At 63.3% G+C, this 24,571-nt stretch carries 23 protein-coding genes and 1 riboswitch; of the genes, 16 read left to right on the top strand and 7 right to left on the bottom strand.

What is annotated here, in order from left to right; genetic code table 11:
* The first annotated feature begins 47 nt into the window (after positions 1-47).
* The gene (locus FHT87_RS17690) at positions 48-818 is read left to right on the top strand and encodes an SDR family oxidoreductase (RefSeq protein WP_183803597.1); all 771 of its coding nucleotides are present in this window, start codon (positions 48-50) and stop codon (positions 816-818) included.
* A 35-nt stretch (positions 819-853) separates the two neighbouring features.
* Here the strand turns inward: FHT87_RS17690 and FHT87_RS17695 are convergent, their stop codons facing one another.
* Positions 854-2,644, bottom strand: coding sequence for a chloride channel protein (locus FHT87_RS17695; protein WP_183804021.1), 1,791 nt, complete (start codon positions 2,642-2,644; stop codon positions 854-856).
* Between the two features lie 207 nt (positions 2,645-2,851).
* Positions 2,852-3,246: riboswitch (cobalamin riboswitch) on the top strand.
* Between the two features lie 350 nt (positions 3,247-3,596).
* Between FHT87_RS17695 and cobU the strand changes: the two genes are divergently transcribed.
* From cobU to cobO, 4 genes are read left to right on the top strand one after another with little or no spacing between them, the layout of a single operon-like run.
* A complete protein-coding gene (gene cobU / locus FHT87_RS17700; protein ID WP_183803599.1) occupies positions 3,597-4,106 on the top strand; it encodes a bifunctional adenosylcobinamide kinase/adenosylcobinamide-phosphate guanylyltransferase in 510 nt (169 codons plus the stop codon).
* Positions 4,107-4,110: 4 nt separating this feature from the next.
* Complete coding sequence (gene cobW / locus FHT87_RS17705; protein ID WP_183803603.1) at positions 4,111-5,157, top strand: cobalamin biosynthesis protein CobW; 1,047 nt, start codon at positions 4,111-4,113, stop codon at positions 5,155-5,157.
* Between the two features lie 9 nt (positions 5,158-5,166).
* Entirely contained in the window at positions 5,167-9,249 is a 4,083-nt protein-coding gene (gene cobN / locus FHT87_RS17710; RefSeq protein WP_183803606.1) for a cobaltochelatase subunit CobN, read from the top strand.
* Complete coding sequence (cobO, locus tag FHT87_RS17715; protein ID WP_183803609.1) at positions 9,246-9,878, top strand: cob(I)yrinic acid a,c-diamide adenosyltransferase; 633 nt, start codon at positions 9,246-9,248, stop codon at positions 9,876-9,878. Before cobN ends, cobO begins: the two co-directional genes overlap by 4 nt.
* Before the next feature lie 64 nt (positions 9,879-9,942).
* On the opposite strand, the gene FHT87_RS17720 is transcribed toward cobO, so the two are convergent.
* Entirely contained in the window at positions 9,943-10,737 is a 795-nt protein-coding gene (locus tag FHT87_RS17720) for a helix-turn-helix transcriptional regulator (protein ID WP_183803612.1), read from the bottom strand.
* Positions 10,737-11,117, bottom strand: coding sequence for a nuclear transport factor 2 family protein (locus FHT87_RS17725; protein ID WP_246699616.1), 381 nt, complete (start codon positions 11,115-11,117; stop codon positions 10,737-10,739). Before FHT87_RS17725 ends, FHT87_RS17720 begins: the two co-directional genes overlap by 1 nt.
* A gap of 243 nt (positions 11,118-11,360) precedes the next feature.
* On the opposite strand from FHT87_RS17725, the gene FHT87_RS17730 reads away from it, so the two are divergent.
* Complete coding sequence (locus FHT87_RS17730; RefSeq protein WP_183803618.1) at positions 11,361-12,008, top strand: isochorismatase family protein; 648 nt, start codon at positions 11,361-11,363, stop codon at positions 12,006-12,008.
* Here the strand turns inward: FHT87_RS17730 and FHT87_RS17735 are convergent.
* Positions 12,005-12,790: a TSUP family transporter gene (locus FHT87_RS17735; protein ID WP_183803621.1), complete on the bottom strand. Its 786-nt coding sequence runs from the start codon at positions 12,788-12,790 to the stop codon at positions 12,005-12,007. The two genes, FHT87_RS17730 and FHT87_RS17735, sit on opposite strands and share 4 nt — an antisense overlap.
* A 127-nt stretch (positions 12,791-12,917) precedes the next feature.
* Between FHT87_RS17735 and FHT87_RS17740 the strand changes: the two genes are divergently transcribed.
* From FHT87_RS17740 to cbiB, 6 genes are all read left to right on the top strand, one after another.
* Positions 12,918-13,337, top strand: a complete 420-nt coding sequence (locus tag FHT87_RS17740; protein WP_183736096.1) for a cobalamin biosynthesis protein — start codon at positions 12,918-12,920, stop codon at positions 13,335-13,337.
* Between the two features lie 69 nt (positions 13,338-13,406).
* Positions 13,407-14,357, top strand: coding sequence for a nucleoside hydrolase (locus FHT87_RS17745; RefSeq protein WP_183736097.1), 951 nt, complete (start codon positions 13,407-13,409; stop codon positions 14,355-14,357).
* Positions 14,358-14,672: 315 nt separating this feature from the next.
* Entirely contained in the window at positions 14,673-15,521 is an 849-nt protein-coding gene (cobA, locus tag FHT87_RS17750; RefSeq protein ID WP_183803625.1) for a uroporphyrinogen-III C-methyltransferase, read from the top strand.
* On the top strand, positions 15,518-16,825 hold the full coding sequence (locus tag FHT87_RS17755; protein ID WP_183803628.1) for a cobyrinate a,c-diamide synthase: 1,308 nt from the start codon (positions 15,518-15,520) through the stop codon (positions 16,823-16,825). The genes cobA and FHT87_RS17755 overlap by 4 nt, the downstream gene beginning before the upstream one ends.
* Entirely contained in the window at positions 16,822-17,823 is a 1,002-nt protein-coding gene (gene cobD, locus FHT87_RS17760; protein WP_183803632.1) for a threonine-phosphate decarboxylase CobD, read from the top strand. The genes FHT87_RS17755 and cobD overlap by 4 nt, the downstream gene beginning before the upstream one ends.
* The gene (cbiB, locus tag FHT87_RS17765; protein ID WP_183803635.1) at positions 17,820-18,800 is read left to right on the top strand and encodes an adenosylcobinamide-phosphate synthase CbiB; all 981 of its coding nucleotides are present in this window, start codon (positions 17,820-17,822) and stop codon (positions 18,798-18,800) included. The genes cobD and cbiB overlap by 4 nt, the downstream gene beginning before the upstream one ends.
* A gap of 8 nt (positions 18,801-18,808) precedes the next feature.
* Here the strand turns inward: cbiB and FHT87_RS17770 are convergent, their stop codons facing one another.
* Positions 18,809-20,011: an MFS transporter gene (locus FHT87_RS17770; protein WP_183803638.1), complete on the bottom strand. Its 1,203-nt coding sequence runs from the start codon at positions 20,009-20,011 to the stop codon at positions 18,809-18,811.
* A 74-nt stretch (positions 20,012-20,085) separates the two neighbouring features.
* Positions 20,086-20,367 carry a hypothetical protein gene (locus tag FHT87_RS31035; RefSeq protein ID WP_210277859.1) on the bottom strand — a complete coding sequence of 94 codons (282 nt, stop codon included), beginning with the start codon at positions 20,365-20,367 and terminating at the stop codon, positions 20,086-20,088.
* Positions 20,368-20,435: 68 nt separating this feature from the next.
* Here FHT87_RS31035 and FHT87_RS17775 point away from each other — a divergent pair, with 68 nt between their 5' ends.
* The 3 genes from FHT87_RS17775 to FHT87_RS17785 are packed head-to-tail and all read left to right on the top strand — an operon-like array spanning position 20,436 to position 22,147.
* A complete protein-coding gene (locus FHT87_RS17775) occupies positions 20,436-20,762 on the top strand; it encodes a metalloregulator ArsR/SmtB family transcription factor (RefSeq protein ID WP_183803641.1) in 327 nt (108 codons plus the stop codon).
* Position 20,763: 1 nt separating this feature from the next.
* On the top strand, positions 20,764-21,219 hold the full coding sequence (locus FHT87_RS17780) for an SRPBCC domain-containing protein (protein ID WP_183803644.1): 456 nt from the start codon (positions 20,764-20,766) through the stop codon (positions 21,217-21,219).
* 19 nt (positions 21,220-21,238) lie between these two features.
* On the top strand, positions 21,239-22,147 hold the full coding sequence (locus tag FHT87_RS17785) for an agmatinase (protein ID WP_183803647.1): 909 nt from the start codon (positions 21,239-21,241) through the stop codon (positions 22,145-22,147).
* 33 nt (positions 22,148-22,180) lie between these two features.
* Here the strand turns inward: FHT87_RS17785 and plsY are convergent, their stop codons facing one another.
* Complete coding sequence (plsY, locus tag FHT87_RS17790; RefSeq protein WP_183803650.1) at positions 22,181-22,843, bottom strand: glycerol-3-phosphate 1-O-acyltransferase PlsY; 663 nt, start codon at positions 22,841-22,843, stop codon at positions 22,181-22,183.
* 139 nt (positions 22,844-22,982) lie between these two features.
* Between plsY and FHT87_RS17795 the strand changes: the two genes are divergently transcribed.
* Positions 22,983-24,485: a winged helix-turn-helix domain-containing protein gene (locus tag FHT87_RS17795; RefSeq protein ID WP_183803653.1), complete on the top strand. Its 1,503-nt coding sequence runs from the start codon at positions 22,983-22,985 to the stop codon at positions 24,483-24,485.
* Positions 24,486-24,571 lie beyond the last annotated feature (86 nt).

Here is a 24,571-nt window from a genome sequence, read left to right on the forward strand (position 1 = left end):
GTCCATTAATTATTGCTCCGACGCACCCGGTCGAGAGCGATGAAACCATGAGCATACTGGATAGATTTTCACTGGCGGGCCAGGTGGCGCTCGTGACCGGCGGCGGCCGTGGCCTGGGTTTCGAGATGGCACGCGCACTGGCCGAGGCCGGCGCGCATATCGTCGTTACCGGGCGCACGGCGGCGACGCTGGACGGTGCCGTAAGGGCCATTCGCGGCGCCGGTGGCACGGCGGAGGCGGCCGCGTTCGATATCGTCGACCGAGAGGCTCAGCGTGCGCTCATGGCCGACATCGAAAAGATCCATGGCCGTCTCGATATTCTGATCAACAATGTCGGCGCCCGCGACAGGCGGCCGCTGGCCGAATTCGACGACGATGCCATCATCGAACTGTTGCGCACCGATCTGGCCGCGGCGATGACGCTTTCGCGGGATGCTGCCGTGCGGATGAAGCGGCATAATCACGGCCGCCTGATCGCGGTGACTTCGATCAGCGGCCATGTCGTCATGCCCGGTGACTGTGTCTATCCGGCGGCCAAGCAGGGCCTCACCGGCCTGATGCGCGGCATGGCGGTCGAATTCGGCCCGCACGGCATCACCAGCAACGCGATTGCGCCCGGCTGGTTCGCTACCGAGACGAACGCGGCAATGGCTGCGAACGAGGAATTGATGCCCTTTGTGCGCCAGCGCATCCCGGTCCAGCGCTGGGGCCGCCCGGATGAGATCGCCGGCGCGGCGCTGTTTCTCGCAAGCGGCGCCGCTTCCTTCGTCAACGGCCACATCCTGACCGTCGACGGCGGCATGACGGTCAGGATGTGAGGGGAGATCCCTCCTTCATTCCTGCGGCAGATGTCTCAAATCTCGCCTGAAACTTCGCGGCGGCGGCGGTCGAGTTCTTCGCTGTAGCGGCGCAGTGTGTGGCTTTCGCTGAGCTGGCCGATCACCTTGCGCTCGATGAGGTTGTTGACGACGGCGAGCGCTTCGCTTTCGGTCTTGTCGAAGATCGCGGCGGCCTGCTTGGCGTTCATCTGCGGCTGCAGGAAATCGTTCTTGTAGCGGATGAAATCGGCGAGATTCTGGGCTTCGTCCTGCGCGCTGGTGGGGTTTGCGTAGATTTCCGGCACGAGCACGAGACCGGCATATTTGTCGCCGTCTTCGACGAGAATGACGCGCTGCGTCGAGCCGATCGGGAAGGCCTCCTTGAACGCGTCCATCGTTATTCCAAGTCTTGCGGTCTTCACGTCTGATCGCATCAGCTTGTCGACGGTCAGGTTGCGGATCCAGCCGACGTCATGGGCGCTGCGGATGCTCTCGCCGCGCAGGTGAAAGCGCCATGTGGCGAAGGAGTAGCCGAAGGTGGTGCGCACCACGAGCGAGGAGGTGATGACGGCGGCGAGTACCAGGGCGGTGATCGGAAAGTCGCCGGTGATCTCCAGCGCCAGGAAGGTCATGGTCAGCGGTCCGCCGATGACGGCGACGGCAAGCGAACTCATGCCGACCACGGCATAGATGACGGGGGTCAGCGTCGCATCGGCAAAATAGGGGGCGGAATAGGCAAAGAGCTTGCCGAGCAGGGCACCCATGAAGAGCGAGGCAAAGAACAGGCCGCCCCTGAAGCCGGAGCCGATCGAGACGGCCGAAGCGACCGATTTCAGCAAAAACAGGCTGATAAGGGCGGGGATCGCCACTTCGTTGGCGAGGTTCAGATGCAGTGCGCCATGTCCGGCGGCCAGAATCTGCGGCGAGACCAGCGCCAGCAGGCCGACGACGATGCCGCCGAGCGCCGGGCGAAAGGGCAGCGGGACGGAACTCTTTCGCGCCAGTTCCTCGACGAAGGCGACGCCCTGCATGAGCAGGATGCCGATGCCGGCGCAGAAGGCGCCGAGTGCGATCGCCGGCACGTAATCGGCCGGCTGGACAGCGCCGAAACTGCCGACATCGATGATGAAATCGCTGCCGGCAAGCAGGCGGGCAACCAGTGTGGCGACGAGGGCTGCAACGACGACCGGTGTCAGCGAGACGATGGCGTATGTGCCGATGATGAGCTCGAAGGCGTAGAAGGCGCCGGTCAGCGGCGCATTGAAGGCGGCCGCGATGGCACCGGCGGCGCCGCAACCGACGAGGATGCGAAGGTCCGCTCGGCGAAGCTGCAGCTTCAGTCCGAACTTCGAGGCGATGCCGGCGGCAAGCTGCGTGTAGCCGGCTTCCAGCCCCACGGAGGCGCCGAAGCCGTTGGAGACGACGTTCTGGACGGCGACAAGGATGCTGTCGGTCAACGACAGGCGGCCGCCATGCAGCGCATTGGCCTCGATCGGGTCGACCAACGGCTTCTTGCGCCACTTGGCGAGGATGAAGAACAACAAGCCGAGCAGGATGCCGCCGGCGAAAGGCGCCGTCATCAGCAGGAACTGGTTGTCGATCTGCGAAGCGCTGAGCCGGGTTTCGGTTTCGATGCCGAAGATCAACCGATGCATTGCCTCGGACACGAAACTCATGGCGCTGACCGCCAGCCCCGCAGCGATGCCGACCAGCGCGCCGGCAAAGACCAGGCCTATTTCACTTTGTCTGGCGAGGGCGCGCAGACGTCCCAAATCGAATATGGTTGTGAAGGGCCGGAAGCGGCGGATATCCATTCGGGAGAGCATCATAGGAGAACTAGGCGACAGGAGCGGCGGTCAAGGGTGGCAGGCGGCACCGCATGCCTGCCAATTGCGGCTAAATACCGGCCGGGCAGTAAAGTTTCTATGACATAAGTTTTTGAATAAACACGATAATCTTGGTAGTGTAAGTAGAGATGAACCTCTCTGGCACAGTGCGCGGCAATTGACATGGGGGTTGCGCGCGCCTAACCATGAAACCACATAATGGATGGTTCCGGATCGGCCCGACGCCTTCCGGATGAAAAGGGAATGTGACGAGGCGGACCCAAACCGGGGGCCTTCATCACAGCCGACCCCGCGACTGTAGAGCAGTCAGGGTCTTCCGTCCGGCATTTCGACCGCCGCGCCGACGGCCCGCATCCTGCGGGCGGGCAAGGTGGAACAGGTGCCGGAAAAGCCACTGGAAATGCATCGTGATCAGCCGGGGCAGGACGCCTCTCTTTCTACGAATCGTCCGCCTTTTCACGAGATGCAGCCGGGAAGGCGAGGCAGATCCGCTGGCACGATCAGGGGCGACCGGAAACGGTTGCCCCTATCGCCGCCGACAACTGCGAGCCAGGAGACCTGCCGTCCGTGCCGGGCATAGTGCCCAACTGGGTGTTTTGCCCGCTGCCAGCACGGAGGTTGTTTTGGCTGAAGAATGTGAATCAGCGCTGCCTCTGGCAGTGCGTATAAGAGATCGCTGGCCGGGAGCTCGAAATGATGGAGCCTTGGTGCCTGTCATTGGACGTCAGCCGGCGCGTGCTTTCCTCTCCTCCCTCATTCCTGTGCTTGTCACAGGAATCCAGCGTGCCCAAGTCCTTGGGCACGCTAGACTCATTTCACATTGGCATGGATTCATTCACGGCGCAGACGCGCCGTGGCTGGATTCCTGTGACAAGCACAGGAATGAGGGAAGCAGAGGGGGCCGCGCCCATCCTCCGCAGGCGGTGTTGTCATGACCGCCACCTTCATCCTCGGCGGCGCCCGCTCCGGCAAATCCCGTTTCGCCGAAAACCTTGTCACGTCCGGCGGCCTCGACCGGCACTACATCGCCACCGGCCGCGCCTGGGACGACGAGATGCAGGCGCGCATCGACCAGCACAAGGCCGATCGCGGTCCCTCCTGGACCACGCACGAGGAGCCGCTCGATCTTACGGAGCGCCTTGCGGCCATCGATGGCGAGGGCAGGGCGATCCTGGTCGACTGCCTGACGCTCTGGCTCACCAACCTGATGATGGACGGGCGCGATATCGCTGCCCAGTCCGCAGCGCTCGCCGCCTTCCTGCCGCGGGCGAAGGCGCGGCTCGTCATCGTTTCCAATGAAGTCGGCCTCGGCATCGTGCCTGAGAACCGCATGGCGCGCGAGTTTCGCGACCATGCCGGCCGGTTGCACCAGATGATCGCGGCAAATGCCGACGACGTCTATTTCATCGCGGCCGGACTGCCGCTGAAAATGAAGGGTTAGTTCCATGCAGCAGAAAATTCCCGCAACCGTCATCACCGGCTTCCTTGGTGCCGGCAAGACGACCATGATCCGCAACCTGCTCGCCAATGCCGGCGGCAAGAAGATCGCGCTCATCATCAACGAGTTCGGCGATCTCGGCGTCGATGGTGACGTACTGAAGGGATGCGGGGCGGAAAACTGCACCGAGGACGACATCATCGAGCTCACCAATGGCTGCATCTGCTGCACGGTCGCCGACGATTTCATTCCGACCATGACCAAGCTTCTGGAGCGTGAGCAGCGCCCGGACCATATCGTTATCGAAACCTCGGGCCTCGCGCTGCCGCAGCCACTGGTGGCCGCCTTCAACTGGCCGGATATTCGCAGCGAAGTCACCGTCGATGGCGTCATTACCGTGGTCGACAGCGCAGCCGTCGCCGCCGGTCGTTTTGCCGATGACCACGATGCCGTCGATGCGCGCCGCGTCGAGGATGAATCGCTCGACCATGAAAGCCCGATCGAGGAACTGTTCGAGGATCAACTGACCTGCGCCGACCTGATCGTGCTGAACAAGACCGACCTGATCGACAGCGACGGGCTCGGCCGCGTGAAGAGCGAAGTTGCCTCGCGCATTGTCCGCAAGCCGGTGATGATCGAGGCCAGGAATGGCGACGTGCCGGCAAGCGTGCTGCTCGGCCTCGGCATCGGCACGGAAGACGACGTCGTCAACCGCAAGTCCCATCACGAACTGGAGCATGAGGATGGCACGCCGCATGACCACGACGAATTCGACAGTTTCGTCGTCGAGCTTGGCGCGATCTCGGATACGGCCGGTTTCGTCGAGAAGCTGAAGGGCATCATTGCCGAGCATGACGTGCTGCGCCTCAAGGGCTTCATCGACGTCTCCGGCAAGCCGATGCGCCTGCAGCTGCAGGCCGTGGGTGCCCGTATCGACCAGTATTTCGACCGCGCCTGGGCATCGGGTGAAACGCGCAGCACGCGCCTCGTCGTCATCGGCCTTCACGAGATGGATCAGGACGCGGTACGCAAGGCGATCGAAGCGCTCGTCTGAGGATATAAAATGCATCTGCTTCTGGCCCAGCAGGGAACGATCAGCGACGGGGACGAGGCAATCGACCTCGGCCAGTCGCCGGGCGATATCCTGTTCCTGTCGGCTGCCGACACCGAGCTTGCGGCAATTGCCGCGGCTCATGCCGGCGGGGCGGCCGGCCATTCGCTGCGGCTTGCGAGCCTGATGAGCCTGAAGCATCCGATGTCGGTCGATACTTACGTTGAACGCACGGCGCGGCATGCGAAGCTGATCATCGTGCGGGCGCTGGGTGGGGCGAGCTATTTTCACTATGCGCTGGAGGCGCTGCATGCGGTGGCGGCGCGCAGTGGTGCGCTGATTGCGGTGTTGCCGGGGGATTCCAAGCCGGATGCCGGGCTGACGCCGTTTTCGAATGTGGCGCTTGAAGATCTCAATGCGCTGTGGGGCTATCTGATCGAGGGTGGAGACGCTAACACGCGGGGCTTTCTTGCCTATGCGGCGGCGATGCTCTCGGGAGCGGAGAAGCCGGCGCCGGCTGCGCCGCTGATGAAGGCGGGGATCTGGTGGCCGGGGCGGGGGCTGGTTGGCGTTGAGGAGTGGAAGGGGTTAGTTACCAGTGTTCCTGCGGAGGCACCCCCCTCTGTCCTGCCGGACATCTCCCCCACAAGGGGGGAGATCGACTCGTGGGACGGGTCTCCCCAAACAACGGATGTCGGGCGGAGGTCTCGCCTCTTGCCGATCTCCCCCCTTGTGGGGGAGATGCCCGGCAGGGCAGAGGGGGGTATTGCACACTCGACGGCCGAGGGTGCAACCGCCCGCCCGACTGTCGCCATCGCCTTCTACCGCGCACTCGTGCAGAGCGGCGAAACCCGCCCCGTCGAAGCCTTGATCGAGGCTCTGCAGGCGCAAGGCCTGCGTCCGCTGCCGGTCTTCGCCTACAGCCTCAAGGACCCGGTCTCCAAAGGCATCCTCGAAAGTATCTTCGTGGACCTCAAGCCCGACGTCGTCATCAACACCACCGGCTTTGCCGTCTCCGCCCCCGGCGCCGATCGTGAGCCGACGGTACTGGAGGCCAATGACGCCATCGTGCTGCAGGCGATCTTCTCCGCTTCGTCGCGGGAGGTCTGGGCCGGCTCGTCGCAGGGACTGTCGGCCCGCGATCTCGGCATGAATGTTGCACTGCCGGAGGTGGATGGCCGCGTGCTGTCGCGCGCCGTCTCCTTCAAGGCGGCCGCCCGCTATGATGCCGCGGTCGAGGCCAATATCGTTTCCAGCGAGCCTGATGCCGGGCGCACGAGATATGTGGCCGCCCTTGCCGCCAACTGGGCGCGGCTGCGGCAGAGGCATGCGGCGGAGCGGCGTATCGCGCTCGTCATGGCGAATTATCCGAACCGTGACGGGCGACTTGGTAATGGCGTCGGTCTTGATACGCCGGCTGGCACCATCGAGGTGATGCGGGCGATGGAGGCGGCCGGCTATCCTGTCGCCGATATTCCCGCTGATGGTGATGCGTTGATGCGGCATTTGATGGCGGGGCCGACCAATTCCGGCTTTGACGGCAGGGTGGTGCGCGAGACGCTTTCCTTGAGTCGATACACGAGCTTCTTCTCGTCTCTTCCCGTTCAGATTCAGGATGAGGTGACGGGCCGATGGGGCGATCCCGAGGCCGATCCTTATCTGCGAGAGGGTGGCTTCGCGCTGCCCTTTGCCCGGTTCGGCGGGTTGTTGATCGGGATCCAGCCGGCGCGGGGCTATCATATCGATCCGAAGGAAAGCTATCACTCACCCGATCTCGTGCCGCCGCACGGTTATTTCGCCTTTTATGCTTTCCTGCGTGAAGAGTTCGGCGCCGATGCCGTCATTCACATGGGCAAGCATGGCAATCTGGAATGGCTGCCGGGCAAGGCGCTGGCGCTGTCGGAAACCTGTTATCCCGAAGCGATCCTCGGACCGTTGCCGCATCTTTATCCCTTCATCGTCAACGATCCCGGCGAGGGCACGCAGGCCAAGCGCCGCACCGGCGCTGTGATCATCGACCATCTGACGCCGCCGCTGACGCGGGCCGAAAGCTATGGGCCGCTCAAGGATCTGGAGGCTCTGGTCGATGAATATTATGAGGCTTCGGGTGGCGATCCCAGGCGGATCCGGTTGCTGTCGCGGCAGATCCTCGAGCTTGTTGCCGATATCGGGCTGGATCGGGATGCGGGGATCGCCAGGGGGGAGAGTGAAGGCGAGGCGTTGAAGAAGCTTGATGCCTATCTCTGCGATCTCAAGGAAATGCAGATCCGTGACGGGTTGCATGTGTTTGGGGTGTCGCCGGAAGGGCGGTTGCTGACGGATCTCACCGTGGCGTTGGCGCGGGTGCCGCGTGGGCTGGGTGAGGGTGGGGATGCGAGTTTGCAGCGGGCGATTGCTGGGGATGCGTTGAAAAACCCCTCCCCAACCCCTCCCCACAAGGGGGAGGGACTAGCTGGGTGCACCGTTTCAATTTCGCATACGGCTGCTGAGGTTGCCGCAAGCGCGGCGGCAAGTCCCTCCCCCTTGTGGGGAGGGGTTGGGGAGGGGTCTTCTTTCGACCCCCTCGATTGCGATATGGCCGCTCCCTGGACAGGCTCGCGCCCGCCAATCCTCGCCGATGTCACCGACGCCCCCTGGCGCACCAATGGCGACACCGTCGAGCGCATCGAACTGCTCGCCGCCAAGCTTGTCTCCGGTGAAATCACCTGCCCACACCTCTGGTCCCAAACCAGAGCCGTCCTCGACGAAATCGAAGCCCGCCTTAAACCTTCCATCATCGCCTGCGGCCCGGCCGAAATCGCCAGTCTGCTTCGTGGCCTCGACGGCCGTTTCGTCCCGCCCGGTCCATCCGGCGCGCCGACGCGTGGCCGGCCTGATGTCCTGCCGACGGGGCGGAATTTCTACTCCGTCGACAGTCGCGCGGTGCCGACGCCGGCGGCCTATGAGCTCGGCAAGAAATCCGCCGAACTGCTGATCCGCCGCTATGTTCAGGATCATGGCGAATGGCCCGTCTCCTTTGGGCTGACGGCCTGGGGCACGTCGAATATGCGCACCGGGGGCGACGATATCGCCCAGGCGCTGGCGCTGATCGGCGTCAAGCCGGTGTGGGACATGGCCTCGCGGCGGGTCACCGGCTACGAGGTCATTCCGCCGGCCATGCTGCGGCGGCCGCGGGTGGATGTGACGCTGCGGATTTCAGGCTTTTTCCGAGATGCTTTTCCGGAGCAGATCGCGCTGTTCGACAAGGCGATCCGCGCTGTCGGCGGATTGGATGAGGATGCGGCCGACAATCCGATAGCCGGGCGCATGCGCGGCGAGGCGGCGCGGCTGGCGGCGGCCGGGCTCGATGAGAAGGCGGCGGCAAAGCGGGCCGGCTATCGTATCTTCGGTTCCAAGCCCGGCGCCTATGGCGCCGGTCTGCAGGCGCTGATCGACGAGAAGGGCTGGGAGCGGCGGGCGGATCTTGCCGAAGCCTATCTCGTCTGGGGCGGCTATGCCTATGGCGCGGGCGAAGAAGGGCAGGCCGAACGCGGGCTTTTCGAAGAACGACTGCGGTCCATCCAGGCTGTGGTGCAGAACCAGGACAATCGCGAGCATGACCTGCTCGACAGCGACGATTATTACCAGTTCGAAGGCGGCATGGCGGCGGCGGCCGAAGCGCTGGGCGGTGCGCGGCCGGCGATCTACCACAACGACCATTCTCGGCCGGAAAAGCCCGTGATCCGTTCGTTAGAAGAAGAGATCGGGCGGGTGGTGCGCGGGCGCGTCGTCAATCCGAAATGGATCGAGGGCGTCATGCGCCACGGCTACAAGGGCGCCTTCGAGATATCAGCGACGGTCGATTATCTCTTTGCCTTTGCAGCGACGACGGGAGCGGTCGGCAACCATCATTTCGAGGCCGTCTATCAGGCCTTCGTCGCCGACCCCAAGGTGCGCGATTTCATGGCCGAGAAGAACCCGGCCGCCCTTTCCGAGATGAAAGAGCGGCTGGCGGAGGCGATCGAGCGCAAGCTCTGGACGCCGCGCAGCAACTCCGCCCAATTCGACCTCAGTGAAGTCAACGAAACCAGGAAAAGAGCAGGCAGACAGCCATGAGCGAAGAGCCAGTCGTACCAGCCGAAAAGGACGATGCCCGTCACGCCGAGAAGATGGCGAAGAAGAAGGCCGCCCGTGACAAGATCATGGCGACCAAGACGGATGAGAAGGGCCTGATCATCGTCCACACCGGCAAGGGCAAGGGCAAGTCGTCAGCCGCCTTCGGCATGATCTTCCGCCATATCGCCCATGGCAAGCCGTCTGCCGTCGTGCAGTTCATCAAGGGCGCGATGTGGACGGGCGAGCGCGACCTGATCGAGAAGCATTTCTCCGATGTCTGCCAGTTCCATACGATGGGCGAGGGCTTTACCTGGGAAACGCAGGACCGGGCGCGCGACGTGGCGGCTGCCCGTGCGGCCTGGGAAAAGGCCAAGGAGCTGATCCGCGACGAGCGCAATTCCATGGTGCTGCTCGACGAGATCAATATCGCGCTGCGCTACGACTATCTCGATATCAACGAGGTGGTGGAATTTCTTAGGAACGAGAAGCCCTATATGACGCATGTCGTGCTGACGGGCCGCAATGCCAAGGACGAGTTGATCGAGATCGCCGATCTCGTGACCGAGATGGAGCTGATCAAGCATCCTTTCCGCTCCGGCATCAAGGGGCAGCCGGGCGTGGAATTCTGATCCTCGATCTCTTTTTTACGCAATTCCGGACGCAAAACCGCTGCACACTTTTGCTGGAATTGCTCTAGTTCGCGAGATGGCCGCGCAGGATCGCGGCCGTTTCCTCATCGGCCGGGAAGAGCGTTTCGATCGCCAGTTCCGACAGGGTTATATCGACAGGCGTGCCGAAGACGGTCGTTGTCGAGATGAAGGAGAGCAGGCCTGCTTTCGTCGCGAGTTTTAGCGGTACGGCGATGCCGGCAAGGTCGGCATGGCTCTCGCCGGCAGCTTCGGGTGCGGGATAGGAGAGCAGTTCCTTCAGAAGCTTTTCCATGACGGGATCGCCGGAGACCGATATCTGCTGGCGCACGCGGTCGAGAAGGTGGGCGCGCCATTCGGCAAGATTGGCGATGACAGGCGCAAGGCCCTGCGGATGCAAGCTGAGGCGCAGTACGTTGACCGGCGGTTCCAGCAAGAATGGATCGGCAATGGCCTGCAGCAGCGGTGCGATGGCGGCATTGGCCGCAACCAGCGTCCAGTGGCGATCGATGGCGATGGCGGGGAAGGGCTCGTGGCCTTTCAGCACCATGTCGATGGCGCGCCGCGCCGGCTCGAAGGCCGGATCGTCGAGCGCGCGTTCGGCAAAGACCGGGGCGAAACCCGCCGCCAGCAGCAGCGGGTTCCGGTCTCGCAAGGGCACGCCGAGCCGTTCGGCCAGATGCAGCAGCATCTCGCGGCTCGGGGTCGAGCGCCCGCTCTCGATAAAGCTCAAGTGCCGTTGGGAGATATCGGCTTCCAGCGCCAGGTCCAGTTGGCTCATGCGGCGGCGCTGGCGCCATTCGCGCAGGTGATCTCCGAGAGAGCGGGCGGTCGGCGTCATCAGGCGGCTTCCGGCAGTTGGTCGATGAAGCCGCAGACGAATTTCAGCTTGCCGCCTTCGAGTTCGGCAAAATCCGTGCCCTTGATCTGCGCTTCGCCATTTGCAGGCCCGAGACCCCAGGAGAAGCGCAGGACATCGCCATAGCCGTCGGCGGTGCCGATCAGTTCGAAGCGAAAGCCGGGGAAGCGGCTCTGCACGGCCTCGACCAGCGAGTTGATCTGCTCATGGCCTTCGCCGCGCATCAGCGGATCGAGATAGGTTGCGGAATCCGCCCAGCTCTCGGCAATGAGAGCGCGGCGGCGGGCGGCGTCCGTCTCGTTCCAGATGGCGAGGTAGCGCTCGGCGTTGGTGGTTGCGTCGTTTGTCGGGGCATCGTTCATCGGATCATCTCCTTTTGGTTGCCTGTCATGTTCAGGCAGGGCGATCATCGGCGAAAGCGGTGCAGCCTATCAATTACGCGGGAGGTAATGGAAGACAGATCGACGATCGGTTTTCTCGCAATTGCGGATGCAAAATCGCTGTACATTTTTGTTGGAATTCCTCATCTCGCGGCTTGGTGATTTGACAGGCGTGGAGGCAGCCTGGAGATTTGCGGCGACCCTTTTGCCCCGGAGGAGACATTGGTGAAAACCCGTAGGTACAAAGCCTTAGCCGCATTCGCCATCGCGCTTCTCAGCGCATCCGCGACGCAGGCGACTATTATCGATGACTGGAATACGATCAAGGTGCCGCCAGCACCGGCGCTGAAGCCGGTCAGCGTGAATACGTCGGATACGGCACTGCTGCTCCTCGATTTCAACGGCGCGCAGGACCCGACCAAAGGGCCATGCAACACGAAGAACAAACCGCGTTGCATCGCCTCGCTTCCGAAGGTGGAAAAGCTGATGAACGAGGCGCGCAAGAGCGGCGTGCCCGTGATCTACAGCATCACCGGTGGTGCTACGAAGGCCGACATAGCCAGCGTGCTGGCACCGAAGGCGGGCGATGCGATCGTACAAGCCGGCGCCAACAAGTTTATCAACACCGATCTCGAAAAGATCCTGAGCGAGAAACACATCAAGACCATCATCGTGGCCGGCACGGCATCAGAAGGCGCGGTGCTGAATACGGCGGCCTATGCGGCGCTGAAGGGCATGAACGTCATCCTGCCCGTCGACGGCATGTCGTCTACCGACCCCTATGCCGAGCAGTATGTCGCCTGGCACTTTGCCAATGCGCCGGGTGTTTCGGCCAAGACGACGCTCACCACGATTGATGAGATCAAGTTCTAGCCCCCGAGCCAGACACGCAGCGGGTTTGTCGGATCGGCCAGAAGCTTGATCGCGAAAGCGATGCAGACGATGACGAGCAGCGGCTTGATGAGTTTTGCGCCGATGCGCATGGCGAGCCGGGAGCCGAGCTGCGCGCCGAGAAACTGGCAGACGCCCATCAAAAGGCCGATCTTCCAGAGCGTGGCGCCGAAGCTTGCGAAGACGACGAGCGCGCCGAAATTCGAGCCGAGATTGAGAAGCTTGGTGTGGGCCGTCGCCTTCAGCATGCCGAAGCCGGCGAGGGTGACGAAAGCCAGCATGAAGAAGGAGCCGGTGCCGGGGCCGAAGACGCCGTCATAGAAGCCGATGACAGGCACCAGCGTCAGGCCGAAGAGGAAGGGCGTCATCCGGCGGTGCGTGTCGGAATCGTTGAGGTTCGGTTTGACGGCGAAGAAGATGGCGATCGCCACCAGCAGCACCGGCATGACGGCCTGCAGCACCTGGCCGGGAACGAGCGTGGCGAGTGCGGCACCCAGCGAACCACCCATGACGGCCATCAGCGCCATCGGCAATTGTTCCGAAAGCTTCACATGGCCCTTGCGGGCATAGGCGATGGTTGCCGAGGCGGCGCCGAAGAGCGACTGCACCTTGTTGGTGCCGAGCGTCTGCAGCGGCGGGATGCCGGCGATCAGCATGGCGGGAACGGTGATCAGGCCGCCGCCGCCGGCAATGGAATCGACGAAACCGGCAAAGAAGGCAGCCGCACAAAGCAGCAGAAGCAGATGGAGGGCAATGTCAGGCACGAGGCTATTCCGGGAGGGGCATTCAAGGTGAGTGCACGGGGCGGGGCGTTCGGGCGGCCTTGTTGCATTTCCGGTCCCAAGCTGCAATGGCTCCAGGGACACGGCGGGGCGTAATCGGCTGACGGGAATGAGTGAGATCATCATCGATGAGGCAAGACGGCACGTGCTTGGGCTTGGCTGCGAGCGCGGGGCTCCGGTTGGCGAGGTGATGGCGCTGGCTGTCGAGGCGCTTGAAGCGGCCGGCATCAGCGGGGCGGGGCTTGCCGCTGTCGCTTCGATCGACAGCCGAAGGGAGGAACGGGCAATCCTTGCCGTTGCGGCGCATTTTGCCGTGCCCTCCGTGTTCTTCGATGCGGCGCGGCTGGAGGCGGAGACGCCACGGCTCAGGAATCCCTCCGAGATCGTCTTTGCCCGAGTCGGCTGCCATGGCGTGGCGGAAGCGGCGGCACTTGCAGCTCTTGGCGCGCAGGCGGAACTGACGCTCGGCAAGATCAAATCTCGGCATGCGACAGCGGCTGTCGCCCGCATCGGGTTGCAGAAAGCCTGACGGGCGTTATGGTGGCGGCATCTCGCGGCGCCGTCCGGCAGGCCAGCGATTCACATCTAGAGGATATACATGCACAAGGTCATTTATGACACGGACCCGGGCGTCGATGACGCAATGGCGCTGCTTTTCCTGCATCGCCATCCCGAGATCGATCTCATTGGTATCACCACAGTCTTCGGCAATGCCTCGATCGAGACGACGACGCGCAATGCGCTGTTCCTGAAGCGGGAATGGGATATTGCCGCCCCCGTAGCGAAGGGGGCGAGCGTGACCATCGATCCGTCGCGCCACGAGCGTCCGTGGCCGACCATGGTGCATGGCGAAAATGGCCTTGGCGACATGCCGGTGCCTGATGTCATCGACCTGCCGCTCGATCCGCGTCCGGCGCATCGTTTCATCATCGAGACCGTGCGCGCCAATCCGGGCGAAGTGAGGCTGGTCGCCGTCGGCCGCATGACGAACCTAGCGCTGGCGCTGAAGGAAGACCCCGAGATTGCCAGCCTCGTGAAGGACGTCGTCATCATGGGCGGCAATTTCTATATGCCGGGCAATGTCTCGCCGGTTGCCGAAGCCAATATTCACGGCGATCCGGAAGCCGCCGATATCGTGCTGACCGCGCCGTGGAAGGTCGTCGTCATCGGTCTCGATGTCACGGCGATCACCACGATGAGTCGCAGCTATCTGGGCGACATGGCCGCCAAGGGCGACAAGGCGGTCAAGCAGCTCAACGCACTTTCGCAGTCCTATATCGACTTCTACAAGCATGCGGTCGAAGACGGCATGATGGTGCATGACAGCTGCGCCAGCGTCTATGTCGTGGCACCGGAATTGTTCAAGACGATCACGGGCACGGTGCGCGTTGTCTGCGGCGGCATTGCCGATGGCCAAACGGTCATCAAGCCGGATGGCCGCCACTTCCCACCGGGTCACTGGGATGACCTGCCGAGCCAGATCGTTGCCACCGGCATCGAGTCGGAAAAAGTGATCGGCTTGATCCGCGAGACGCTTCTGCGCGCGTGAGCGACTTCAATCGACGACTGCCGCATGCATCACGCGGCGTCACCCTCGGCCTTGTGCCGAGGGTCTGCTGCGGCCGCTGCAGATGCTCGGGACAGGCCCGAGCATGACGAAAGAGGAGTTGAGCGACTTTGGCGATGGTCGGTGCTGCGGGCAGCCCCGCTTGAGTAATATTACAACATATTCATATCATTGCGTCGCTTTCCTGCAAGATCGAATCCACCTGTTTGCAAAGTGAGTCATCTTGATCTCAGCAACTTCAAGTGAGGTGGGGCGGACGGCGTTGACCTTGCCTCTTGCCGGGCCTAGATCAGCGGGATGATTGATAGCGCATTCTCACATCTGCCGGCGCTGGAGCCGGGCAGCGTCTGGCTCGTTGGCGCCGGTCCGGGCGATCCCGGCCTGCTGACCCTCCTTGCTGCCAAGGGGCTCGCCGAGGCCGATGTGATTGTCCATGACGCGCTGGTGAATGAGGAATGCCTGAAGCTCGCGCGCTCGGGCGCCGAGTTCGAATATGCCGGAAAACGCGGCGGCAAGCCCTCGGCCAAGCAGCGGGATATTTCTCTGAGGCTGGTGGAGCTGGCGCGGGCCGGCAAACGCGTGTTGCGGCTGAAGGGCGGCGATCCCTTCGTCTTCGGACGCGGCGGGGAAGAGGCCCTGACGCTGGTCGAGCACAATATCCCCTTCCGCATCGTGCCGGGCATTACTGCCGGTATCGGCGGGCTTGCCTATGCCGGTATTCCGGTGACGCATCGCGAGATCAATCATGCAGTGACTTTTCTCACCGGTCATGATTCCTCCGGCATTGTGCCTGATGCGATCAATTGGGAAGCGATCGGCAAGGGTTCGCCTGTCATCGTCATGTATATGGCGATGAAACATATCGCCCAGATCAGCGCCAACCTCATTGCATCCGGCCGCCCGGCATCCGAGCCCGTCGCCTTCGTCTGCAATGCGGCGACCGGCGACCAGCAGGTGCTGGAAACGACACTTGGCGAAGCGGTCGTTGCCGTTACCGCCTCCGGGCTGGAGCCGCCGGCGATCGTCGTCGTCGGCGAAGTGGTGCGGCTGCGGGCCTCGCTCGACTGGCTTGGTGCGCTTGGCGGACGGCGGCTGCAGCCCGATCCTTTTCGACAGGCCGGCGGGCAAGGGAGGGAGAGCGCATGAGCGGGTTGCTGATCGCCGCACCATCCTCGGGTTCCGGCAAGACGACGGTGACACTCGGGCTGCTTCGGGCGCTGCGCAATCGCGGCGTGGCGGTGGCGCCCGGCAAGGCCGGGCCTGATTATATCGACCCGGCCTTTCATGCGGCGGCAAGCGGCACGCTCTGCCTGAATTTCGATCCCTGGGGCATGCGGCCGGAACTGATTTCGGCCAATGCGACGCTGCACCGTTCCGGCGACCGGGTGCTGCTCATCGAGGGCATGATGGGCCTGTTCGACGGCGCTGCGGACGGGCGCGGCACGGCGGCAGAACTCGCCGCACAGCTCGGGCTTTCCGTGGTGCTCGTGGTCGACGCCTCGCGGCTGTCGCAGTCGGTGGCGCCGCTCGTCAGCGGCTTTGCCGGGTTCCGCGCCGATGTACGCATTGCCGGCGTCATCCTGAACAAGGTCGGCAGCGACCGGCATGAGGCGATGCTGCGCCAGGCGCTGGAGGCGATCCGCATGCCAGTTGTCGCCGTCATCCGCAAGGATGCGATGCTCGCCCTACCGGAGCGGCATCTCGGGCTGGTACAGGCGGGTGAGCATGCGGCGCTCGACGCGTTCATCGATTATGCCGCCAATGCCGTCTCCGAAGAGTGCAATTTCGAGTTCCTGCTGCGCATCGCGCGTCAGGGCATGAACCGCCCGTCGGCTGCCAATATCGCCCGGCTGATGCCCTTCGGCCGGCACATTGCCGTTGCCCGCGATATCGCCTTTGCCTTCTGCTACGAGCATATGCTGCTCGGCTGGCGGCGGCGCGGGGCAGAGATTTCTTTCTTCTCGCCGCTGGCGGATGAAGCGCCGGCAGAGAGTGCCGATGCGATCTATCTTCCGGGCGGTTATCCCGAGCTGCATGCCGGCAGGCTTTCGGCCTCGCAGAATTTTGCCGCGGCGATGAAAGCTGCGGCGGCGCGCGGCGTGCGCATCTATGGCGAATGCGGCGGCTACATGGTGCTCGGCGAGGGCCTGATCGACGGGGGAGGCGTGCGCCATGAAATGCTCGGCCTGCTGCCGGTCGTCACCAGCTACGAGACGCGCAAGCGGCATCTCGGCTACCGGCGCGTGACGCCGCTCGCGAGCGGCTTCTTCGACAAGCCGATGACGGCGCATGAATTCCACTATTCGACGATCGTTTCCGAAGGGGAGGCCGACCGGCTTTTCGCCACGCAGGATGCGCTCGGCAACGATCTCGGCCTAGCCGGCTTGCGGCGCGGGCAGGTGGCCGGCTCCTACATGCATCTGATCGATCTTGCGGGAGCAGCCGCATGAATGCGCCGATCGTGCATGGCGGCGGCATCACCGCGGCGGCAGCAAGCTTCGGCGGCCAGTTGGAGGATTGGCTGGATCTTTCGACCGGCATCAATCCCAACCCGGCAGCATTGCCGGAGATTCCCGCAGGGGCTTGGCATCGGCTGCCGGACCGGCATCTGATCGAGACCGCGCGACATGCGGCGCGGGATCATTATCGCAGTGGCGCGATCCTGCCGCTTCCGGTCCCCGGCACGCAATCGGTCATCCAGCTTCTGCCGCGGCTCGTCGAGCGGGGCAGAAAAGTTGCGATCCTGTCGCCGACCTATGGGGAATATGCGCGGGCCTTTGGTGCTGCGGGTTTTGCTGTCGATGCGGTCGGCGATATCGAGGATATCGGTCCGGAGCATGGGCTGGCCGTAGTCGTCAACCCGAACAATCCGGATGGCCGGATATACGCGGCCGATAGGCTGGAAGCGCTGCACGAGCGGCTGAAGGCGGGCGGCGGTTTTCTCGTGGTCGACGAGGCTTTCGGCGATACGAGCCCGGAGGCCAGCCTTGCGCTCCGCGCGTCGGCGCTTTCGAACCTCGTCATCTTCCGCTCCTTCGGCAAGTTCTTCGGGCTTGCAGGACTGAGGCTCGGCTTTGCCATTGCGCGGGGCGATATTCTCGCTCGCTTCGAGGACTGGCTCGGTCCCTGGGCGGTATCGGGGCCGGCGCTGTCGCTTGCGGGCTCGCTGCTGAATTCGGATGTCTCCGCGATTGCCGGCTCGATTGCAGAGCGCCATCGGGGGCTTCATGCCGTTCTTGCCGGCGCCGGCCTTGCCATTGCGGGCGGCACGCCGCTGTTCACGCTCGTTGCCGACGCCAGAGCCGGTGACGTTTACACGACTCTCTGCCGCCATCATATTCTCGTCCGCCGGTTCGATTACGCGCCGGACTGGCTGCGCTTCGGCCTAACGCCTGGCGCTGCTGATGACGCGAGACTGGCTGCGGCCCTTCGGAGCTTTGAGCGATGAGTTTGGATGAACATTTTCTTGTGCTGGTTCTGGCGCTGCTGCTCGACCGCATCGTCGGCGATCCGCAATGGCTGTGGCTGCGGGTGCCGCATCCGGTTGCGATCTTCGGCCGGGCGATCGGCTATTTCGACCAGCATTTCAACCGCGAGAGCCTGAGCAAGGCGCAGCGCCGGCAGAATGGCGTGGTGGCGATAACAGCGCTTTCGGCGCTTGCTGTGGTCACCGGGCTGGTGCTGCACTGGTTCCTCATGCTCTTCGGCCCGGTCGGCATCCTGCTCGAAGTCTTCTGCGTGGCGATCTTCCTGGCGCAGAAGAGTCTGTCGGACCATGTCGCGGCGGTTGCCACGGCGCTGAAAGCCGAAGGCCTCGTCGGCGGGCGCAAGGCGGTGTCGCGCATCGTCGGGCGCGATCCGGAAACGCTGGATGAGCCGGGCGTCTGTCGCGCAGCGATCGAGAGCCTGGCGGAGAATTTCTCCGATGGCGTGGTGGCGCCGGCTCTCTGGTATGCGATCTTCGGCCTGCCGGGACTGTTTTTCTACAAGATGCTGAATACGGCGGATTCGATGATCGGCCACCGATCGGAAAAATATGTCGATTTCGGCTGGGCTTCGGCCCGTCTCGACGATATCGCCAACTGGCCGGCCGCTCGTCTTTCCATTCTGCTGATCGCCGTCGGCGCCGGCATCCGCCGCGGCACATCGGCCTTCCGCGAATCCTTCCGTGTCGGCATCCGCGACGGCAAGCTGCATCGCTCGCCGAATTCCGGCCGCCCGGAAGCGGCGATGGCAGGGGCGCTCGATCTCCAGCTTGCCGGCCCGCGTGTTTATTCGGGTATGGTCGTGCGCGAGCCGATGATCAACGGCACGGGCCGGGATGTGGCGACGGCTGATGATGTCGAGGACGGGATTTTGGTTTTCCAGGCGAGCTGCATGGCGCTGACGCTGCTCGCTTTCGTGGCCTTCGTCTGCCTGCTTTAGGCTCGCTGTCAGCCCAGCCTTTTCTTCGCCATCAGCAATACCGCCAGTGCACCGCTCAGCAGGCCGAGCGACAGCGGCAGGCCCTGGTGGCCTATCATCTGCATCGCGATGCCAGTCGCGGGTGAGCCAACGATGCCGCCGAGGCCCCAGACCAGGGCGAAGGCGGCGTTGCCGGCGATGAGGGACTGGCCGGTGAAGCGCTCGCCGAGCTGGATCAGCGACAGAGTGTAGATGCCGAAGGAGACGCCGCCCCAGACGAAGACCAGTGGCCAGATGAGCCAGGTATCGAAGACGACCGGTAAAAGCAGGCAGCCGGCGAGGCAGGCGAGGACGCAGCGGAGCAGGGTGTGGCGCGAGCCGAGGTTTTCGGCGATGCGGCCGAGCACGATCTGCAGCATGGCATTGCCTGCGATGAAACAGGTGATCAGCGAGGCGATGCGCTGTTCGGTGCCGTCGAGGGCGGCGCCGTAGACGGCGAAGAGCGCGAGCAGGATCTGCTCGAAACCAGCAGCGACGAAAACGGCAAAGAGCAGGAGCGGCGCCAGCTTGAAGAAGCCGCCGACCGATGTGGCTTCGCCTTCTCGCGGCATGGCCGGCAGGCGAGGGGTGACCGCATGCACGATCAGGCCGCAGGCAAGGAAGGCTGCGATGCCGATCAGGAAGGGCGGCCAGCCCTCGGTGCCGGCGAGGCCGAGCGAAAGCGGACCGATGGCAAAGCCTCCCGAAACGATCGAGGAATAGAGGCCCATGATGCGGCCCCGGCGCGCTGCGGGCGTGATGGCGAGCAGCCACGTCTCGCTGATGACGTAAAGCGGATTGGCGAAGAAGCCGAGCAGGAAGCGCAGCGGCATCCAGGCCCAGATATCTTGTATCGCGGCAATGGCGATCAGGCTCAGCGCTGCGAGGATCGAGCAGAGGATGGCAAGCCTGATGGCGCCGACGCGGCGCGACAGGGCGGGAATGAAGGGGGCCGAGACGATGAAGCCGGTTGGTGTCATCGCCGCCGACAGGCCGATCAGGCCGGATGGGATGCCCTGCCGCTCGAGGATGAAGCTCAGAAGTGGATATGTCAGGCCCTGCGCCATGGCAAAGACCGAGACCGTCGCGATGATGCCTGTCATCGCGGCCCATGGGAGGCGCGCGCCCTGCGGCAGTGTCGTGGCGAGCCGGTCGATTGTTGCGGTTCGGGGAAACTGGCGATCGTCTGTCATCGCGGCATTTGCCTCATACGCGCCAGAAGAACCCAGTGGCCTCTGACCCTGCCTGTTGCTGCGTCAGGCCGATGTCATCGAGCAGGGCAGGGCTGATCTTCGACCTTTGGTTCCGCTCCCGGCGGATGCGGAAGCGCCAGAACCAGCGCACGATGACGCTTCGCAGAACGATCAGGCCATGATGCCTGTGCGACGGTCTGCGATGCGAGGCGCATGCAAGAGTGCAGCAATCGCTCATGATCAACCTCCATCAGGTTTGAAGGTTTAAAACCTTCGATTTCGAACGAGGCCGGAGTCTGGAGGATGCGGCGAGTGCCGTAATTAAGCGCCTCCAAAAAGTTCTCAAAAATTTCCAAAGGTATAGAAAGGTATCCATCTGGCTACCTATGTTGACAGTGGGGCCTCCCTGTGGTTAGGTAGCCATATGGCTACGTATGAACCCAACCTGCCACGCATTTTTGGCGCTCTCTCCGATCCGACGCGGCTCGCAGTCGTCGAAAGACTTGTGAAGGGGCCTGCGTCAGTCTCCGAGCTATCCGAACCCTTTGACCTGGCGCGTCCCTCCTTTCTCAAACACCTGCGGGTTCTCGAAGAGGCCGAGCTTGTAACATCTGTCAAACTGGGTCGGGTTCGAACCGTCAGTCTCGCGCCGGATGCGCTGGGTTGGGTCGAGTCATGGGTGCACGAGCATCGCCGGGCCTTGGAAGGCAACCTCGATCGCCTGGCCACGTTTCTTAATCAGGAGCAATGAGATGACAAATCCAAAGCAAGTTCACGAAACGATCGTGATCGAACGCGTCCTGCCGAATTGCCGTGACCATGTCTGGTCTGCCTGGGCGTTGATGGAAAAGAAGAAAGCGTGGCTCGGCCAGGGCATGACCAAACTGGAGTTCTGGCCAGGCGGGGCCGAGCATCTGACGCACATCTCGGATATGGGCACGCATACCAACGAAACCCGGTATTTCGAGATTGCGGACCGCGAACGGATCGTCTTCGCCTATTCGATGGCGCTGAACGGGAGAATCCATTCAGTGTCGCTCGCCACCGTCACATTTGCGGACCACGGCGGTGGCACCCGACTGACCTATACCGAACAAATGTGCGTCATTCCGCCAAGCGACGGTGCCGAAGGCCGCAAGCATGGATGGACGGCATTGCTGAAGGCGCTGGAGGAGTTTTTGGCCACCGATACGATGGTGTCGGCGTGACCCATCAGGACAAAAGGACATGACCGCCTCATCTTCCTTTCTCGGCCTTCCCCATCGCCTCGCCGATGGCCGCACGCCGCAGGCGGTGATCTTCTCGGCCGCTCACGGCAGCACCTATCCCGGCAAGGACAGCAGCGGCTATGCGCTCGCCCCCGATGCCATTCGGGCTGCGAGCCAGGAGGATGCCGGTCTCATCGAGCATTGGGATTTCGATTTCGGCGGCCCGCTCTTTGCCGGCGGGCCGGTCTCCTGCGTCGATGCCGGCGAGATCGAGACCAGAATGCATGACAATGAAGGCAACAGGGCGCTGATCGAGGCGAAGACGCGTGAGATCCTGGCCTTGCCGGCTGTGCCTATCCTGATCGGCGGCGATGATTCCGTACCCATTCCCTTCCTTGCGGGGTTCGCGGATCACGGACCGGTCTGGGTCCTGCAGATCGATGCCCATATCGACTGGCGCGACGAGCTCCATGGCGAGCGCTACGGCTATTCGAACCCGATGCGACGGGTCAGCGAGATGCCGCATGTCGCCGGCATCGTGCAGGTCGGCATGCGCGGCGTCGGCAGCGCGCGCCTGAGCGAGATCGAAGCGGCGTTGCGCTATGGCAGCCACCTCGTGACCGCCCGTGAAATCCATGCCGCCGGCGTCGAAGCCGCCTTGCTGCATATTCCCGAGGGCGCGCAAGTGGTCGTCACGCTCGATTGCGATGGCCTTGATCCCGGCATCATGCCGGGCGTGGCGGCGCGAACCCCCGGCGGGCTCACCTACACGCAGGTGATCGACCTGATCGCCGGTCTCGGCAGGCGGGCGCGCATTGCCGGCTTCGACCTCGTGGAGCTTTATCCACCGGCCGACATTGACGGCCTGTCGGCGCTGACAGCATCGCGCCTGCTCGTCAACGCGATCGGCGCCATCGTCCGGCAGTGAAACCAGGCGTTCTCTCGCGACATATGGGGTCGATCAAAGGCTGCTTTGCCCGAGGCGTGGCTCCGTCCCTGACAGCAGTCGCCGGATATTGGCGCGATGGCGAAGGATGACGTATAGGCCGCCTGCGATCACCAGCAACCGATAGGGCAACGGCTGATCGAGGCCGCAGACGAGGGCGATGGCCGTCAATGCCGCGAGCATCGAACTCAGGGAAACAATCCGAAAGGCCGCCAGCGCAACGCCAAAAACCACGGCGGCACCCACGCCGACAGGCCAGGACATCGCCAGCAACACGCCGAGCCCCGTCGCAGCCGACTTGCCTCCCGTAAAGTTCAGCCAGATCGAACGGCCATGCCCCAACAGCACGCCAAGGCCAGCCAGGCAAACAGCCCAAGGCTCAAAGCTTTGCAGATCAGACGCTGCCGGCGGGATGCCTGACGAGACTGTCGAGAACCAGAGATAAAACCAGCGGGCGAAGACGACTGCTGCCACACCTTTCAGCACGTCGATCAGCAGAACCGCCAGCGCAGGCCATTTGCCCAGGGTTCGCAATACGTTGGTTGCTCCGGTGGACCTGGAGCCGTGCTCGCGGATATCGATACCCTCCAGCAGTTTTCCAGCCAGATAGCCCGTGGGTAAGGAGCCGAGGAGATAAGCGATCGCTGGTCCAACCAGACTTGCTATCCAGAAAACCATGGGAACCTCCTCGACGCTCAATTTTCAGGTGGTCATTATTTCGGTATCGCCGCCACCATCTGCTGCAGGATTACACGGATCGCCTCCTCGATGCCAAGCGCGGTTCCAACCCCGCATGAAAGCCTCTAGGATACGCGCCATGCAGGGAGCGCGTTTTGCCTTTGGTCCGTTCGTGCTTGATCCGGATGCGGGGACGCTTCTTCGGAACGACGATCCCGTTGCCGTCGGCCACCGCGGGGTCAGACTGCTTGCCGCGCTCGTCCGGCGGCCCGGCGAAATCCTCGGCAAGGCCGAGTTGATGGATGCGGCCTGGGCGGGCATGGCGGTCGAGGAGGGCAATCTCACCGTCCAGATCGCGCAGTTGCGCAAGCTGCTGGGGCCGGCCGAGGACGACGGGGAGTGGATTTCCACGGTTCCGCGTATCGGCTATCGCTTCACGGGGGCGGTCAGGCAGCTTGCCGGAGCGAAGCGAAAATCGCTGCCGCTGCCCGACAAGCCATCGATTGCGGTGCTGCCCTTCGTGGGCAGCGACCCCGAGCGGGACTTCTTTGCTGATGGCCTGACCGAGGATCTGATCACCGATCTTTCGCGCATATCGGGCCTGTTCGTCATCGCCCGCAACTCGGCCTTTGCCTATAAGGGAAAGGCGATGGACGTGCGTGATATCGCTGGGGAACTTGGCGTGCGCTACCTGCTGGACGGCAGCGCAAGGCGCGCTGCCGGGCGTGTGCGCATCAATGCCCGGCTGGTCGATGCACTCACGGGTGAGCATCTGTGGGCGGAGCGTTTCGATCGCAGCCTGGACGATATTTTTGCGGTTCAGGACGAAGTCACCGGCAAGATCGTCGAGGCGCTGCTCGGCCGGCTGCGCCCGCCGCCGCCGCGCAATCGGCCCAGGAACATCGAGGCTTACGACCTCTGCGTGCGGGCGCGCACGCTGATGGATGATGCGCCGCAAACGGCGCGGGAAACGCAGCTGATGCTGACGCGGGCAATTTCGCTCGATCCCGATTATGCCGAGGCCCATCGCTGGCTGGCCCTGAACCACTGGATGGGCTGGGTGCATAGCGGCGGGCCGACGGAGAAAAACCGCAGCGTGGCCCTGGAATTGGCGCGCAAGGCTGTTGCGCTCGATCCCAACGATGCCGGCTGCCGCTGGGTACTGGCTTATCTGCTGGCCTATGAGCGCAGTTTTGCCGAGGCCGATGCAGAATTCGAAAAGGCGATCGCGCTCGATCCGAACGAGGCCGATACATGGGCGGCACTTTCCGATATCGCTGTTCTCGCCGGGCGGATCGACGAGGGTCTTCAACATATCGGCAAGGCGTTCCGGCTGAACCCGTTTCCGGCAAGCTGGTATTATCTGACGCTCGGCCAGGCCCAATATGCAGCCCGCGATTACGAAGCCGTTGTCGAGACGCTGCGCCGGGACGAGACCTATCGTACAAGCTCACGCCGTTTCCTGGCGGCGGGCCTTGCCCAGCTCGGCCGGCTCGATGAGGCGCGCGCAGAGGTCAACCTGTTCCTCGTCGCCAATCCGCTATTTTCGATCGGCCATTGGGCCGAAACGGAACCGTTCCGTGACGCAGCAACGCTTGCGCATTTCGTCGATGGATACCGCAAGGCCGGTTTTCCAGAGTGACATCGCGTGCCGCAATTCGCCCTCATCTGTTAAAAATGTGATTACCATTCGTCTTAAAGCAAAATAACAAGTATTGCTGTAGTCTC

The sequence above is a fragment of the Rhizobium sp. BK316 genome (assembly GCF_014193695.1).
GTDB lineage: Bacteria > Pseudomonadota > Alphaproteobacteria > Rhizobiales > Rhizobiaceae > Rhizobium.